Source organism: Clostridium sp. YIM B02569 (assembly GCF_022320765.1).
In the GTDB taxonomy this organism is placed as follows: domain Bacteria; phylum Bacillota; class Clostridia; order Clostridiales; family Clostridiaceae; genus Clostridium; species Clostridium beijerinckii.
In genome coordinates this window covers 230,334-247,222 of the sequence record NZ_JAKJJX010000002.1, presented here as the reverse complement: position 1 = coordinate 247,222, position 16,889 = coordinate 230,334, and the positions used below count along the sequence as shown (strand labels likewise).

Sequence of the window (16,889 nt, the reverse complement as noted above, 5' to 3'; positions counted from 1 at the left end):
AACACTTTTAAAGTTCACCATCTCTTTCCAATAAAGCTATGAATTTTTTTACAAGATGAGGATCAAATTGAGTCCCCGAACATCTTTTTAACTCTTCAATGATATAATCTTTACTAAAAGCATCCTTATAAACTCTTTTATGAGACATTACATCATAGGAATCAACTATATTTATTATTCTCGAAAGCAGTGGTATTTCTTCTCCTTTAAGTTTATTCGGATAACCGGTACCATCATATCTTTCATGATGAGCCAATATTTTACTTGCAATATGAGCCAATTCTGGAGTTGACAATGCAATTCTATAACCTATATCACAATGAGTTTTCATAATCTTCCATTCTTCATCTGTTAGTTTAGAAGGTTTCATAAGTATATGTTCAGGTATTCCAATTTTACCTATATCATGCAGGGAAGACAATAGCTCCAATTCATCTAGTTTTTCTTTTGGCAATCCTATACTCTTACCTAATTTTACACTTAGATTTTTAATTCTTATAGTATGCTCCTCTGTCTCACTATGTTTTTCATGCAAAGTCCTCAAAAGCGAATTTATGGCCGCACTTCTAGCACTTTTATTTTCCATAAGTTTATTTCTATACATTCTTTTTTCTGCTAATCCCATTATAGCTTCAGTGTTAGATCCTTCTTCATACGATCCGGCGCTTCCCCAAGCAATGCTTATCTTGAAATGGAATTCTGCCTCACTTTCACATTTTTCTCTTATTCTATCAATTAAATTTGTTATATAATCTTTATTTTTGTTTTTAACTAAAATAACAAATTCATCCCCACCCCACCTAGATATTATATCGTCACTAGCACAATTATCTTTTAGTATTTTCCCTACAAGATGGAGCAGCTTATCTCCTTCTGAGTGCCCCAAAGCATCATTAGTTAATTTTAACCCATTAAGATCGCCCATTATGATATGATAACTAATATCTTTACTATTATCTATAGACTCAAACAATTTTTCCATATACGACCTGTTTCTTAGGTGAGTAAGTTTGTCTGTATAGCTAAGAAATAATATTTCATCATTCGCTGAATTAATCCTTTCAAGCATTCTATTAACTTCATTAGCCAACTTATGAATTTCATCCTTGCCATTAATATCAATAGTTAGCGTCATATCTTTTGTTTTTCCAACCTTTTCTATGAATTTAGTTAATTTCGTAATCCTCTTAAATATATACCGGTCAAAACTAAGAGTGTAAAAAACAATAACTATAACTATTAAACATAAAAACTTAAAAATAAAACTTCTCAAAAAATAATTTATCTGTTCATCACTATGATTTGTATCCACTATTGTAACTTGAATAGAGTCTTCTCCATTAATATCCTTGATTGTTTTATAAGCTTCAAAGTTATTTTTATTGTAGCTTATTATACTATCGTCTAAGTAAATGTAAGATAGATCTTTATCTCTCTTATATTTATCTTGAAATGCTTCTGACAAATTAAAACTTACAGAAGATACCTTTTCTGCATACTGTACTAACTTCTTATCAATTTCACGAGTCATTATCAAAAATCCATTACTCTCTTCATGCTTATCAGATTCTGTTATAGGTAATATTCCAACCATATATACCTTTCCCTGCAGCGATATTAAGCCGATTTTTCCAGATCCTGTTTTATCAAAATTTTTACTAGAAATCATTAACTTATTCATAATATTTCTACTTAATTCTGCTTCTATATCGTTTTCTTTTGAATAAATTATTTCCTCATTACTACTTAGAAATATCATACTTTTTAAATTTAAATTATTCAGTGTGTCTGATTGTAAATTTGATTTTATATATTCTTGTTTTTTAGTATTTATAAAATTATACGTATCGTCCCATTGTCCCCAATCAATAAGCACTGTTTCCATATCCTCTTCTTCGCTTTTCAATATATACTCTATAACATCGAAGTCTCTTTTTATATGCTGCTCCTGGTCTTTATTTATATAACCAAAATAAGATAAATGAAATATTAAAATAGTTGCTCCGATTACTAATGAAATACTAAAAAAGCCTATTAAGAGTGTTTTATATTTAATACTCATGCCAATTCCCCCAACCCTATTTAATTGAAACTATTTAAACCAAATTATTTAGTCAAATTGAAAACATATTCAAATTATGCAATATTATTATCTTTTATGTTATTTATAAATAGCCATCAAAATAGTTTGCACATAAATGCATCCTAAATTTGATGGCCATTAAATATTTCAACTTATTATTTTAATTTGAATTTTTGTACTAATTCCGTTAAATGCATTGCTATCTGAGCTTGCTGAGTTGCTGCATTGGCCACTTGTGATATAGCTGCTGAACTAGTCTCTATTTCTGATTGTATTTTCTCACTATTTACAGAAGATTTTTGAACATCTGCCGCTGTACTTTGAAGTGCTTCATTTATCTGCTCAACTGTAGCTTCAACCTCTTGAGCCATTGATACTAGTTCCTCTGACATTGAGCTTACAAAATCACCATCATTACTATACTTTTCTCCAATCTTAGCATAATCCTGTAACTGCTTATTAACTTCACTCGACATAAAGTTAAGTATATCATTACTGTTATCTGAAAGATTTTTAACTGCATCCTGTATCTTAGATATTGTATCTTGGATTGTAAAAACAGTTTGGGAAGATTCCTCTGCAAGTTTTCTAATTTCTTCTGCAACAACCGCAAAACCTTTTCCTGATTCTCCTGCTCTAGCCGCTTCTATTGCTGCATTTAGTGCCAAAAGATTAGTTTGCTCCGCAATATCAGCTATAGCCCCAGCCATAACTTTAACTTCCTCAACAACTCTTGCATCTTCAATTGCCTTTATTATATCCTTTTCTTTTTGTTCTCTTATTTGTGTTGTATTTGCAATAGCAATTTTACTATCTTCCTTAACTTTTTCAGCTCTTCTTTTAATCTTCTCAGCATTTGTACTTCCATCGGCTGCTTTATTTGCCAAGCTTTCCATGCTGGAATTAACTTCTTCAATAGAAGCAGCAATCTCTTCTGCCGTTGCACTTGTTTCCGTCATTGTAACATTTATATTTTTGGATGAATTATCAACTTCATCAAGCTTGGCTGATACTTCTTCTACATTCGCAGATAGTTCCTGACTTAATCCACTCATATTACAAGCTTCATTTAAAATAGTTGAAATAAGATTTTTTACATTCTCCTGAGCTACGTTTAATTCTCTTCCAGTCGCCCCAATTTCATCATCTTTAGTTATTTCAATACCTTCTGAAAAATCATAGCTTGCCAACTTCATAGCAAATTTCTGAAGAGTATTTAGTCTTGAAATTATATTTTTATGCATATAAAACCCAGCAAAAATTGCAGCAATTATACTTATGATACATACAACTACAGTTGTCGTAATATCTCTTGCCAAGGTATCTCCATTAGCAATACCATTTTTTATATCACTAAGCTGCTTAAAATTCACTATTCCTGATATAAATACCAAAATAGACATAATTACATACGAAACTTGAAGTTTAACCTTTAATGATACATTTTTTTTCTCTTTATTCATTTTGTCTCCTCCTATATGTACCTTCCAATCTAATTGCATTCATTTATGAAATATTTTAATAAATGGATTCATATTTATAGACAGTGATTTACTATCCTACCCAACTTTATAATATCATTATTTTTTTCTACATTCAACTAATATAAACATAACTCTACAGTTATAACATTATTTGGACATATATATAAATAATGTTACATAGTTTTAACTTATCCTTTGTACAAAAATAAAAGCGATATCCTATTATGAGATATCACTTCTATTCTTAATTATGCATTATTTAAATTTATCCATTGCCCATCAAGGAACAGCATTCCAGTCTTCATAACTCCACCTGCATCGAAGTAATAATTCTTTCCATTTATATTCTTCCATCCAGTTATCATTATTCCACTATCATCTAAATAGTACCATGACTTTCCATTATATAACCATCCTATCCTCATACTACCATCATCATTCAAGTAGTACTTATTTCTATCATAGGTCACCCAACCTTTTTGCATTACCCCATGATCATCCATAAGGTACCATTTACCTTTATATTGTGCCCAAGCTGTTTGCATTTCTCCAAAGTTATTAAAGTAATACCATTTTCCATCGTAAGTAGCCCATGTATTAACCCTCATAGCTCCATTAGCTTCAAGGTAATACCAATATCCTTTGTCATAAAACCAACCTGTTTGCATAATACCATCTTTATTTAAATAGTACCAATTACCAGAATCCTGTATCCATCCAGTTTGCATATACCCGTTTATATCTAGGAAATACCATTGATTGTCATACTTAACCCACTGATTTTTAATTTGCATACCAGCCGCATTATAGAATGTCCAATTTCCTCCAACAAGAACCCATTGGTTGGTCCCTTCTATATCTCCCCTAATTACGCTTAACTTATAAGTAGTCGTTGTTTTTCCATCTTCAGCAGTTACTTCAACAACTACAAGATTTGCTCCTATATCAAGTTTTATGTAATCAGATTGTCCATTAGTATACTCTTTACCATTTATCTTAATCTTTGCTTTGTCATTTTGTGAAGTATACATAACTCTTACTTTTTCAATATTTCTAGCTACTTTAACACTATAAAGGTAAGTTTCTGGATCAAACTTTGGTGACATTGTTCCATCAGTTACAGAAAGACTAGCTAAATTAACATTATCTTTTGGATATCTTCTTGTAATATTTAATACATATGTATTACTGTTTCCTTTAGAATCTGTAACTTTTACATTTATGGTATTTCCACCTTCATCCAAACTTATATAAGGCGAAGTTGCACCACTAGGTACTTTCTTTCCATTAACCGTAATTGTCGCATTAACATCCTCTGCTGTTGGAGTAACCCCTATTGATGTAACACTATTATCGACGGTTCCTGAATATTCATATATTCCTTTATTAAAAGCAGGAGTTAGAGTTCCTGATGTCAGTGTCAACCCAATAAGCTGAGAACTTCTAAATAAAGCTGTACGCGTTACTTTAATATTATATGTATTTGTATCCCCATCCTTAGTTGTAACAATAACTTCAACATCATTTTCTCCTTCGTCTAACTTTATATTTTGACTTCTACTTCCACTTTTTACAGTCACACCATTAACTTTAATAGTAGATGAATTATCTACCGCTGTTGGTGTAAATGCAATTGTTGTTTGAGCCGTTGGCACTTGAAGTGTATAGTCATAAGTGCTTGAATTAAATGCTGGTAATAAAGTACCCGTTGATGGCACTAATGATTGTAATTTAGCCTCTCCTTTTTTAGTTATAATCAACTTATATTGTCTAGAGATATTTTGGTTTGTCACAGCTATACTTATAACATTGTCTCCACCAGTTAAGTTTACAGTCGCCTCAGCAGCGCTGCTACCTCCATTAGCAGAAAAATTCATTGGCGTTTTATTATTGTCGAACAACTGAACTTTCGCCATTTTAACATCAGAATTTACATCAGGAATATTGTAGTTTCCATTTGCATCTGTTTGTGTGAAAAGTAAATCGTAAGTTGCTTTACCATCTAATGTAACCCTTAAAGTTCCGAACGAAAGAGAAGAATCTGATTCAAACTTCATCTTTATTGGATAGATAAATTGTTTTCCTGAACTATCTTTCATAGTCACCGTAAGTGTAAAATCACTATAATCAGTTATTGTATTTACTACATAATCCTTTCCTCCACTTGAATTTGGAATTCCTTTAACATTCATAAAACTTGAATTACTACTTTGAACACCTACAATAGAATAACCCGAATCAGCTACCAAAGTGAAATTTTCACCTATTGGAAGGAATTCACATAAATATCCATCTTTCTCGTTTCCATCAATATTTTTAGTTTTTCCATTCACATCTCCTATGTGAAATTGCAGACCTTTTACTTGAGTTTCATCAGTTGCACTAGCTTTCTGTAAATTTACTGTCTGCATAAGTGTAAAAAATACAGTAAAAATTAATAAATAAGAAGTAATCTTATTAAGATTGATTTTTTTTGCACTCATTAGTATGTCCTCCCATCTTATGTTTACGAAATTTATTATCATCCATTTCTAATGTATTTAAACACCAGAAACAGCATATTCAAGTTCATAAAGTATATAATCTATTACTATATTTATTATCGAATTTTCCTAAAGTTTCTTTAATTAAATAAACATAGATATGCTGCCTTTATTAATACTTATTTCCTCTACAATATACAAATTTCCTTGGAAATATTGGTTCCTTTTTGACTTTTATTCTAATATATTCTGTATTTTCTACTATAATGTTACACAAAACTTGCTTTTTTCAAATAATTAAAAGTCAGATTTAGATATGGTAATTACCCAAAATTCACGGAACCATCATTATTAAAATTATATATATATCCATCAATTTCTACAGGACTAGTCCTCATAGCGCCATCCTCATTAAAATAGTAGTACTTGTCATCTTTATAAAGCCATCCACACCTCATATTACCCGCGTAATTCAAATAATACCAGTTATTTTTCCAATACACCCATTCTCCAGCTTTCATGCTGCCATCAGCATTTAGAAAATACCATTGATTATTTTCATTTACCCATCCAGTATTCATGTCGCCCGATTGATCTAGATAATACCACTGTTTTCCATAATATATCCACCCTGTTCTCATACTACCATTACGCTCCATGAAATACCAAGTTCCATTACTGGTTATCCATCCTGTTGCCATCGTGCCATCGTCTTTCAAGAAATACCACTTATCATTATCTTTAATCCAACCAGTTTTCATTACACCATTATTATCTAAAAAGTACCATTCATTTTTATAATATAACCATCCAGTTTGCATTTCTCCATTTGCCTCTAGATAGTACCACTTATCGTCGTCTTCCATCCAACCTGTCTGCATATTTCCTCTAGCGTTGAAATAAAAATAGCTTTTATATTTATTGTCATAATACCAAGTATTTTTCAAACACTTACCTGCGGTATCATTATACCTCCATCTTCCATTAACTATTACCCATTGATTAGGTTTTATTATTGAATTAATTGTATCCTGAACATTCGGTGTTACCGGAATACCTAAGTACATATTTAAAGTATAATTTCCAATTCTTTGAGTATCATCATCTTTAACCCCTAGATTAATAGTATATTTTCCTATACCATTAAACTTAACCTTTATAGAATCATTACTTAATTGCTTTCCATTGGCTGTCATTGAATAGTTTCCATCCTCTGGAGTTGCCTCAAGCTCCATCATATTTGTTCCTTCATCTAGCTCTATATTATAGAAATTGGTGTTTTTATCAAATCCAATATTACTATCATTTATATTAATATCCTTTAGATAAACAGCATCTTTTCCTCCCTTATAAATATACACATTATAGGTAGATGTTGCATCGCTCCTATTATCTAAGACTTCTATTTCTATCTTATTTTTACCTTTTACTAAAGGTACTACTTTTCTATAACTATCATCTCTAGTTACTATTTCTCCATCAACCTTAACCGTATCTAGTAAATCATACGGTTTAGCCTTAATTAACACTTGATCAATATCATTACCAACATCTGTGACATATGAGTATTTATCTTCTGAAAAATCGAGATTTCCTCCATCACTTAAATAAATATCTTTTAAAGAAGGATTATCTTGTTCTGCATAAACCTTTGTCATAAGCAAATTCAAAGAGCTTGTCTGTAAAAATGAAACGCTATAAATAATAAAAAATGTTGAAATTATCCTTCTGACCATTTTACTCATATTCTGCCCCCCTTTTGTCACCACTTAATATTTCTAAACTAAATCTCTATATTTAATATATAAATAGAGTATAAATTCTACAGATACTCACTTCTATATGTATATTAATAAACTGCGAATCCAATATGATTAATTCTATTTTTATATTTCTTCTAATAATAATGTTACCATTATAATACTTTACTGTAAACGCGGATGAATAATCTTAAATCTTAATTTTATATTAATTTTATTTTAACACTTTAGTAAAAATACTATTTAATAATACCACAAAAAAACTGCTCATAACGATTTAAATAAACCATTATGAGCAGCCTTGATTACCTATACTCACTTTTGAATAAGGAAATTATTCAAAAGTAATCTTTTATCTTTAGTATTATGTTGTAGAAGTTAAAATTTATTATCTAAACTTCTATTTATTTTAATTTATTACTTAATCCAAGCTCCTGATGCTCCTAATTTGTATCCATCAACAGTTGTGTTAGCTAACATTGCTCCTGATGAATTTAAGAAATACCAAGTTCCATTATCATTTAACCAACCAGTAGACATTGCTCCTGATGATTGTAGGTAGTACCAAGTTCCGTTATCATTTAACCAACCAGTTTTCATTGCTCCTGATGATTGTAAATAGTACCAAGTTGATCCATCTTGAATCCAACCAGTTGCCATAGTTCCATCAGCTTTGATGTAATACCAAACTCCACCATCGTTAACCCATTGTCCTTTTACTTGAGTTCCATCAGTATTGTAGAATGTCCAACCTGCATCAGTCTTAACCCATCCTTTATTTACAACTGGAGTAGGATCTGTTGTACCTTTTCCACCGATTACTGAGTAAACATCATCTTCTTTACTCCAAGCTACGATATTATCTTTGTTATATACTGACATTTGATCAAAAGAACCGTCTACTTTGTACACTTTTGTCCAATCTTCGTCATTATTCCACTCGTAGATATATCCAGCATCTAATCTCCAAAGATTTCCATCGGCATCTGTATCAACAGCACTCTTACTACCATTTACTTGTACATCTTCACTTGCTTCATCACCTAAATCAACATAATAGTAACCATTCTTTGAACTTAATGTTCCTGTAGCAGTTTTTACATTTGTACCATTAGCAGTATAACCAACTAATTTTCCATTAGCAACAGTATAGTTGTCATAAGTGAAAGCTTCATTCTTTCCATCTTCATCAGAAACTATATAAGTTGTTACTGACTTAGCATATTTAGCTCCATCAACATTGCCAGAAGCTTGTGCTTTTGATATTTTTTGAATAACGCTGAAGCTTACACTTCCAGATACTGTTGTATCAAAAGTCTTTGTATCAACAGAAACATCTATTCCATTTATTTTAGCTATTGTAGATCCGTTCTTAACTGTTACAGTAACTTTTGCTATTCTATAGATGTTATTAGCATCTTGCCCAATTACTTTAGCATTATCACTATCAACGCTTGCTGATAATTGATCTTTTACAGTTTCACCAGCAGCATCATATGTATCATCTGTATTACTTATAGTTGCTGTTTTATTAGTAGTTCCAGATGCAGCAGTTGTAGTTACTTTAATTGATCCTAAGTTATAATCAGCATCAATATAGTTTCCTTGAGCATCAGTATATACATTTAATTTAGTGTTTGTACCATTTGTTGCATTATCTTTTGTGTATTGGAATTTATACCAAGGAGCTGAGAACTTATTTCCTGCAATTTCTGCTCCAGCTAAGTCTTGAATTGTTTCAGCTTCGGTTGAAACATATCTTTTATCATTATCCTTTTTAAGATTTTTTCTTAAAGCTGATGCAGCATCATCTTCTGCATTTTCTTTTATAGATTCATCAGTTACTGAACCATTGTCTAAGTCGACAAAATAGTCACCATCTTGTACATCTAAATATTTAGATCCATAAATATCAGTATCTGCTCCACTATCAATATCTGATAAATTATTGTATTTACCATCTGCTAAATAATAAGCTGCTTCGTCTTTATCATTAACTTCTCCGTCAACATAAAACTTACCATCTTTATATGCCACTGCATTATAGATAGTACCTTCTTGTGAATCGATTTTTGTGTAGTCAGCTGCATGTGCAGGTACTATTGAAATAATAGCAGCTGCAGCTACTAGTAACGATGTTGCTTTAGTCATTCTTTTTATCATTTGTATATTCCTCCTAGAGTTTCATTTTTTGGTTTATTAATTACTTATTAGTTTAAAAATAATATCTTGGTTAAAAAATATTATTTTGGTTTACGAATATTATTATAGCAACTTTATTTATGCTTGTCTACGTCTTTTTGTATTTATTTGGAGGTTTTTGTCGATATTTTTTTAATAAAATATTAGTACTTACTGAATTTTATTCTTTTATTGTAAACCTACATACTTAACTGTAAAATTAAGGGCCAAGTTTCTATAAGATTTGCTTAATAAAATACCAATATTTGAGCGCAATTATATCAATCTCCAATTAATTATCTTCATATATACATTACCTGGTTGTAATTAATATATTAACATAGGCATTATATATGAAAACAGGCTACAAAAGCTTGACTTTAAAGCTTTCCTTTAGGATGCTAAGAATTTTACCCGTATCTTTATTATAATTGAATTTCCTTAACAATTCCTGAATGATTTTAAATTATAAGTTGAAAACTCATGGCATTAGTGTAATATAAATTCATTAATTCCACCTTCCTATAATAAAATGCAAAATTCGACATATAGTTTTCTACTTTATAATTTCTTACACTTGTAGCCGTCCATGAATCCTAATTTATTAAGGCCCTATATAAAACATCCTTTAAAGTATCTAAGAAAAATACTTTCATCAATAAAATCATAATTCTAATTTCTAAATACAATACTCAATTGATTAAGAAACCTTGTTTAAAGCAGAAAAGACTATCTTTTAGGCATGCCAACAAAAAATATAGGTTATGCGCCTACCCCATGCTAAGCGCATAACCTATATTTATAATTTTTATTAAAGATATGAACTTAAAGTTTTAGCAAATTTGTAAATACGCTTATCTAATAAGTTAACTCTTTGAATTCAATATCTATATATGTAACTAAGCTTTTCACTTTATTTCATTATCACCTATTCAAAAAGTAAATGCTCCAGCTACCTTCTTATTAATAAATACTACTAATAGCTTCGAGGCTATTTTACTTTTATTTTCTTTACTCTCTCCTTAATGATTCTACTGGGTCCAACCTTGCAGCTTTATTTGCTGGTAACAAACCTGCTAATGTGCTTATTACAATACTTACGATAACTCCAAGTATTGCATATTCTCTTTTTATTAAAACTACACTTACTCCAAATAGTTTATTTGACATAAGATTTATTCCTCTCATAATTAAATATGCTCCTATTAAACCTATTGCGCCACTAAAAAATCCTATTAAAAAAGCTTCTGAAACAAAAATTCTACGTATGTCTTTTGCTCTAGCTCCAATTGCTTTTATTATTCCTATTTCTTTAGTTCTTTCTACAACACTTATGTACATAACAACTATTATCATAATCGCTGATACAATTAAAGATATTGCTGCAATTCCTGATAGTACATATGTTAATATATCTATCATTTGATTAAACATAGATGCCATTTGTTCCTGAGATGACTGTGAATAACCAAGTTCATTAACCTTTTGTTTAATTTGAGGGGTATATTTGCTATTTGTTGTGTTAACATAAACCACATTAGGCTTCAATTTATAGCCGTTATCTGAATATAACTTTTCTAAATCAGCATAATTTAAAAAAGCAGATTTCATATTTGCAGTTAAATCTCCACTTGTTGTAGTATAAACGCCACTTACAATAAAGTCTCTATTTAAAATCTTTTGATTTGCAAGTATGCGTAAATTCACTTTTTGGCCGATAATATCTTTACCCAAATTATCGCTTAATGCTTTATTAATTAATACTTCCCCAGCTTTAGGTAATGTTCCAGCTTCAACATTAGATGCGGTTATATTTGAAGATATTGTTGAAACATTCATTAAATTATTAGTTTTATTATTGTATACTAACGAATTCGCCCCAAGAGAAATTATACTATAACCCCTTTCCACAGAAGATACATTTTCTATTTTTGATAATGTATCAATATCGCTTTCTTCAAATGGTTTAGTAGAATTAACGTCCGGTTTCTGGACTGTTGTAACATCTAAATTTATATCCTCATTTTCTTCACTAGGCATGTTAACTTCTATTACTAATGGGTTTACATAATTGTTCATAGTCTTATTAAAATAAGATTTCACTCCATTGCCTAATGACAACATTAAAATTATACTCATTATTCCTATACTACCTCCCACAGAAACAAGTATATTACGTGGAAGTTTTTCTTTCATATTAACAAGCGCTAATTTTGCAGATGATATTAAACTAAGATTTTGATTTTGCTTTCTAATATTATCTTGTTTTTCTATATTAACTTCATTATCTAATTCTATGACCTTGTTATCATCAATTATTTCTCCATCTGATATTTTAATTATTCTACTTGAAGCGGATGCTACTCTTTCAGAATGAGTAACCATAATTACTAGCTTTCCCTTTTTAGCAATATCCTTCATTATTTCTAAAACTTGAATTGTAGTTTTTGAATCTAGACTACCCGTAGGCTCATCAGCAATAATTATTTTAGGATTATTTATTAAAGCTCTAGCTATTGCAACTCTTTGTTTTTGACCACCTGATAATTGACTTGGTTTCTTATTTATATGATTCTCTAAACCTAAATCTCTTAATATTTCTTTTGCACGTTTCAATCGTTCTTTTTTTCTAACATTAGATAGTGTCATTGCAATCGTAACATTATCTAAAACAGATAGATGACCAATTAAATTAAAACTTTGAAAAATAAATCCAACTTCATTTTTTCTATATTTATCAAGCTCTTTTCTTCTTAACTTTTTAATATCTTTTTCATTTACAAGTAATTCTCCTGAAAAATCAGAATCTAATCCACCAATTAAATTCATTAGTGTAGACTTACCACTACCTGACTCTCCTATAATAGAAACTAATTCTCCAGCATTAAAAGATAGATTAATATCATTCAATACATGAAATTTATCATTATCTTTTAATCTATAATATTTATTAATATTTCTCAACTCTAATAAAGCCATTTTTCGTATACTCCTTGTTGATTTTATCAACATTTCAATTCTATTTTCTCAAAATTATCTTTTTCAATAGTCTATATTCTTTTGTTATGTATAATCCTATAGCGTAAGTTATAATTCCAATAATAAATTTAAATATTGCACTTACTAACATATTGTTTATTACAACTTTGCTTATTAATATATATCCTCCAACCATTAATACGCCGATAATAAGAATGTTCTTTAATTGTAATAAAAATGAAATAAAGCTTTTTTCAAATACCTGAGTTATAAGTACATAAAAACATTGGATAAAGTTTAATATAAATGCTATAACTAATCCTAACGATAATATAATTAAACTTCTATTCATTATTCCTGTAACTATTGCACTTACAGTGAATACTGCTGATACTACTCCTGTAGAAAATAATTTATTAACATACCCAGTAGCTTGAAATATTGATCCAATACTTGATAATACCATTTGTATCACAATTGTCACTGATAATATTCTAAATATTGGTATTGATGCATCCCAATTAGGACCATACATTATGCGTATTATTTCATTTGCAGAAAAGAAGCAATATACGCTTATAAAAATTCCTAAATAAGCAAGAACTTTTATAACTTTTATATATGTTTCATAAATTATATCCTTTTGATTCTGATATTCAGATAATACTGGATGCAATACAGGCGTTATTACATTTGTTAAATTTTGTACTGGATAAAGCATAAGTTTATAGGATTTATCATAATACCCTAAAGTTGATGCACCTAAGAACTTACCAATTAATATGTTATCTAAATTCCTGGTGAAATAATTTATAAAATTAAATAAGAATTGAAAGCTTGAATAATTTTGTATCTTTTTTATTGAACTATATGAATAACCTTTATTTATTTTCAATTTACATATTCTAAAACATAATATAAAAATAAATAAACTTTTTAATATTGAATCGAAAACCAATGAATAATAAGAGAATCCTTTAAAGGCAAGAGATATTGTAAAAATACCAACTACTACATTTACAATTATATTTATTATTCCTACTTGTTTAAACTTTTGAGCTTTATATAGCACAGCATTTGGTACTATATTACATATGGAGAATAACACAGAAAAAGATAATAATCCTCCTAGCCTTATATATATCTTATCATTATAAAAATAAGCTATGAAATAAGAAAAAAAGTAAAATCCAATTGCTATGACTATAGCCCCAATTACTGAAAACTTAAATATATCTGAAATCTCATCTTCATCTAAAGATTTATTTTGTATTATAGCAGGTCCTATCCCCATATCACCAAGCATATTAAAAAATGATATAAATACAGTTATTACTGCAATTATGCCAAAATCTGCTGGCATCAATAACCTAGCTAACACTGAATTTATAATTAACTGTACAAATATATTACTATATTTAGATATGAACGTAATCATTATTCCACTTTTTAAATTTGAATACTCTCTCATTATTCCTCCGGTTATAAATACTTACATCATGCATCTATTGTTTTTCTATAATTTTAATCCACTGTTTAATAATATTATCTATCTTAAAATCTTGAGCTCTTTTTATAGATTCTAATGACATACTTGCTCTTTTCTCATCATTTTCTATTAAGGATATAATCTCATCAGCGAATTTGTTAATATTATAATCCCCAACTAAAACTCCATTTATGTTCGGCTTGCTTATTATTTCTTTAGGACCAGAATTATCAAAAGCCACTACTGGCAATCCGCATTCCATTGCTTCTGTGATAGCTAATCCAAAGCCTTCCCACCTTGAAGTTGAAACAAAAATTGAAGATTCCAAATAATGATCTTTAACATTATCACATTGACCAAGCAATATTACATTATTTTTTAGATTATACTTTTCAATATGATTTATTAGACTTTCTCTATCCGGACCTTCTCCAACTATTTTTAAAATCCAATCACTTTTCTTTTTGTGAATTATATTAAAACTTTCAATAAGAAGATCTAATCCCTTTTGCTGCTCTAGCAATCTTCCAACAAAAATTATACTTTTCTTATCGCACGAAGATTTTTTATTGCATTCAAAACTTAGAGGGTTATAAATTACTTTGCAATCTATTCCTAGCTTTTCTTTATATCTAATCTTGTCATCATAAGTTAAAACTACATTATAATTTAATTTTGGTATATATCTTTTAAACAACTCGTCTTGCTTCCAATAATATTTGCCCTTATTATTTAAATACGCATCATAAGAATTATGCATCCATCCTATAGTCTTACCATTTAACTTATCACTTATTTTTCCAAGAACTATACTATAATAACCTTCTATACCTATGATAACATCATAATTTCTTGTATTTAGATAATTTATAAACCTATCTTGAACTTCATTAGGGCAATATCCGTAAAGTAATAAATCACTCATAACAGAATTATTTAAAATTCCAGTTATAGAATTCACCTCTCTAGAAATCTTACATATAACTTTGTTAGTAAACTTCTTATGTAACAGCTCTGAATTAAACTTTATACTTACATTAGAATTCAAATTATACATCTCTCTATTAACTTTAAAAGTTCTATCTGTACAAATCACATCTACTTTATTATTTTTACTTAATTCACTGGCTAAAACGGATACTACTCTTTGAACTCCTCCCAAATTAAAAATTGTGGTAGTTATAAAACATATTTTCATAGTTTCTCCTTATAAAGGCACATGAAAGAAAATAATGAACCAAAGATGCGCTGAATATTTCGTGTCAGACAAGGAAGTAAATTCAGCTCATAACAAGGTCTATTAGCTAAATTTGCTGACGAAGTATGATGCAAAATAAGCAAACATACTGATTTATTATTTTTTTAATTGCGCCTGAGTACATAATAATATTTTCTTACCAAAGTCTCTCTCCCTTAAAATATATCATCTATTTTTTATTTTCTTTAAAACTGTGTATAAACCACAATTCCATAAAAATAGCTTTAATTTATCGTCTTTAGATATCTCATTTAAAAATAAAAAATCCTTATTTTTCACACTCAATTCATTATATTTACTTTCCTTAAAACTTTTTAGATTATTCTCCTCATGTGCATTAGTGTAGTGAGCTATAAAATGAGATAATACTTTAATTCTAAAAATGTTTAAGCTTTTCTTATCTACTTTTATATTTTTATCTTCTATATAATTTATAATACTGCTCATAGCGAAATAATAATCTTCTGCGAGCTTAGCATTTTTCTTATGAACTGTTGATGTTGCTCTTTGTCTATAGTAATACAATGGTTTATCTATAAAAGCTATTCCCTTACTTGAATGTATTGCTTTAAAAACTGGAAATGCATCCTGAATATATCTATGAGGTTCAAACTTAAACTCAATTTGTTTTAATAATTCAGTTCTAAAAAACTTATTCCATAGTTGACCTTGTAATTCATAATTCAGCATAAGATTCATAACCTCATAATTGTTATATATTCTTCTTGGATCTATCATATATTTCTCAATATAGTTTCTGCTATCTTTTTCATCATAATATACGTAATATTCACTTATTACTATGTCAACATTAACTTTTTCTGCTCTATTATACATATTCTCAAGCATATCTAATTCCAAAAAATCATCTGGATCAATATATATAGTATATTCACCTTTTATATAATCAAATGCTGTGTTTCTAGCAACAGATACTCCTTGGTTTTTTTGATACAATATAGTGAAGTCTTCAAATTTATCTTCATAGTCTTTAACTATATCGATAGTTTTATCCGTTGAGCCATCATCAACAATCAATATTTGCAAATCTTTATACGTCTGCATTAAAAGACTATCTAAACATTCTTTAATATACTCTTCAACATTGTAAACCGGAATAATAATACTTATCATATATTTGTTCTCCTTGAACCACTAAGATATTCTATACT

The 16,889-nt window shown here is 29.1% G+C and carries 9 protein-coding genes; all 9 read right to left on the bottom strand.

Going from position 1 to position 16,889, the window contains the following annotated elements:
- Positions 1–7: 7 nt before the first annotated feature.
- The 9 genes from L3B96_RS02705 to L3B96_RS02665 all read right to left on the bottom strand — a co-directional run bounded on the left by L3B96_RS02705 (position 8) and on the right by L3B96_RS02665 (position 16,851).
- Entirely contained in the window at positions 8–2,062 is a 2,055-nt protein-coding gene (locus L3B96_RS02705) for an HD domain-containing phosphohydrolase (RefSeq protein WP_238858754.1), read from the bottom strand.
- Between the two features lie 176 nt (positions 2,063–2,238).
- Positions 2,239–3,546: a methyl-accepting chemotaxis protein gene (locus tag L3B96_RS02700; protein WP_238858753.1), complete on the bottom strand. Its 1,308-nt coding sequence runs from the start codon at positions 3,544–3,546 to the stop codon at positions 2,239–2,241.
- Between the two features lie 269 nt (positions 3,547–3,815).
- The gene (locus L3B96_RS02695) at positions 3,816–6,050 is read right to left on the bottom strand and encodes a cadherin-like beta sandwich domain-containing protein (RefSeq protein ID WP_238858752.1); all 2,235 of its coding nucleotides are present in this window, start codon (positions 6,048–6,050) and stop codon (positions 3,816–3,818) included.
- Between the two features lie 323 nt (positions 6,051–6,373).
- Positions 6,374–7,795, bottom strand: a complete 1,422-nt coding sequence (locus L3B96_RS02690; protein ID WP_238858751.1) for a cadherin-like beta sandwich domain-containing protein — start codon at positions 7,793–7,795, stop codon at positions 6,374–6,376.
- 432 nt (positions 7,796–8,227) lie between these two features.
- On the bottom strand, positions 8,228–9,973 hold the full coding sequence (locus L3B96_RS02685) for an N-acetylmuramoyl-L-alanine amidase family protein (RefSeq protein WP_238858750.1): 1,746 nt from the start codon (positions 9,971–9,973) through the stop codon (positions 8,228–8,230).
- Between the two features lie 1,029 nt (positions 9,974–11,002).
- Positions 11,003–12,970: an ABC transporter ATP-binding protein/permease gene (locus L3B96_RS02680; RefSeq protein ID WP_238858749.1), complete on the bottom strand. Its 1,968-nt coding sequence runs from the start codon at positions 12,968–12,970 to the stop codon at positions 11,003–11,005.
- Between the two features lie 40 nt (positions 12,971–13,010).
- Positions 13,011–14,441 carry a lipopolysaccharide biosynthesis protein gene (locus L3B96_RS02675; RefSeq protein WP_238858748.1) on the bottom strand — a complete coding sequence of 477 codons (1,431 nt, stop codon included), beginning with the start codon at positions 14,439–14,441 and terminating at the stop codon, positions 13,011–13,013.
- Between the two features lie 34 nt (positions 14,442–14,475).
- Positions 14,476–15,657: a glycosyltransferase family 4 protein gene (locus tag L3B96_RS02670; protein WP_238858747.1), complete on the bottom strand. Its 1,182-nt coding sequence runs from the start codon at positions 15,655–15,657 to the stop codon at positions 14,476–14,478.
- A 225-nt stretch (positions 15,658–15,882) separates the two neighbouring features.
- The gene (locus tag L3B96_RS02665) at positions 15,883–16,851 is read right to left on the bottom strand and encodes a glycosyltransferase (protein WP_238858746.1); all 969 of its coding nucleotides are present in this window, start codon (positions 16,849–16,851) and stop codon (positions 15,883–15,885) included.
- Positions 16,852–16,889 lie beyond the last annotated feature (38 nt).

Coding starts and splice junctions, on each gene's coding strand:
- L3B96_RS02705 (WP_238858754.1), bottom strand. CDS start 2,062: ATGAGTATTAAATATAAAACACTCTTAATAGGCTTTTTTAGTATTTCA.
- L3B96_RS02700 (WP_238858753.1), bottom strand. CDS start 3,546: ATGAATAAAGAGAAAAAAAATGTATCATTAAAGGTTAAACTTCAAGTT.
- L3B96_RS02695 (WP_238858752.1), bottom strand. CDS start 6,050: ATGAGTGCAAAAAAAATCAATCTTAATAAGATTACTTCTTATTTATTA.
- L3B96_RS02690 (WP_238858751.1), bottom strand. CDS start 7,795: ATGAGTAAAATGGTCAGAAGGATAATTTCAACATTTTTTATTATTTAT.
- L3B96_RS02685 (WP_238858750.1), bottom strand. CDS start 9,973: ATGATAAAAAGAATGACTAAAGCAACATCGTTACTAGTAGCTGCAGCT.
- L3B96_RS02680 (WP_238858749.1), bottom strand. CDS start 12,970: ATGGCTTTATTAGAGTTGAGAAATATTAATAAATATTATAGATTAAAA.
- L3B96_RS02675 (WP_238858748.1), bottom strand. CDS start 14,441: ATGAGAGAGTATTCAAATTTAAAAAGTGGAATAATGATTACGTTCATA.
- L3B96_RS02670 (WP_238858747.1), bottom strand. CDS start 15,657: ATGAAAATATGTTTTATAACTACCACAATTTTTAATTTGGGAGGAGTT.
- L3B96_RS02665 (WP_238858746.1), bottom strand. CDS start 16,851: ATGATAAGTATTATTATTCCGGTTTACAATGTTGAAGAGTATATTAAA.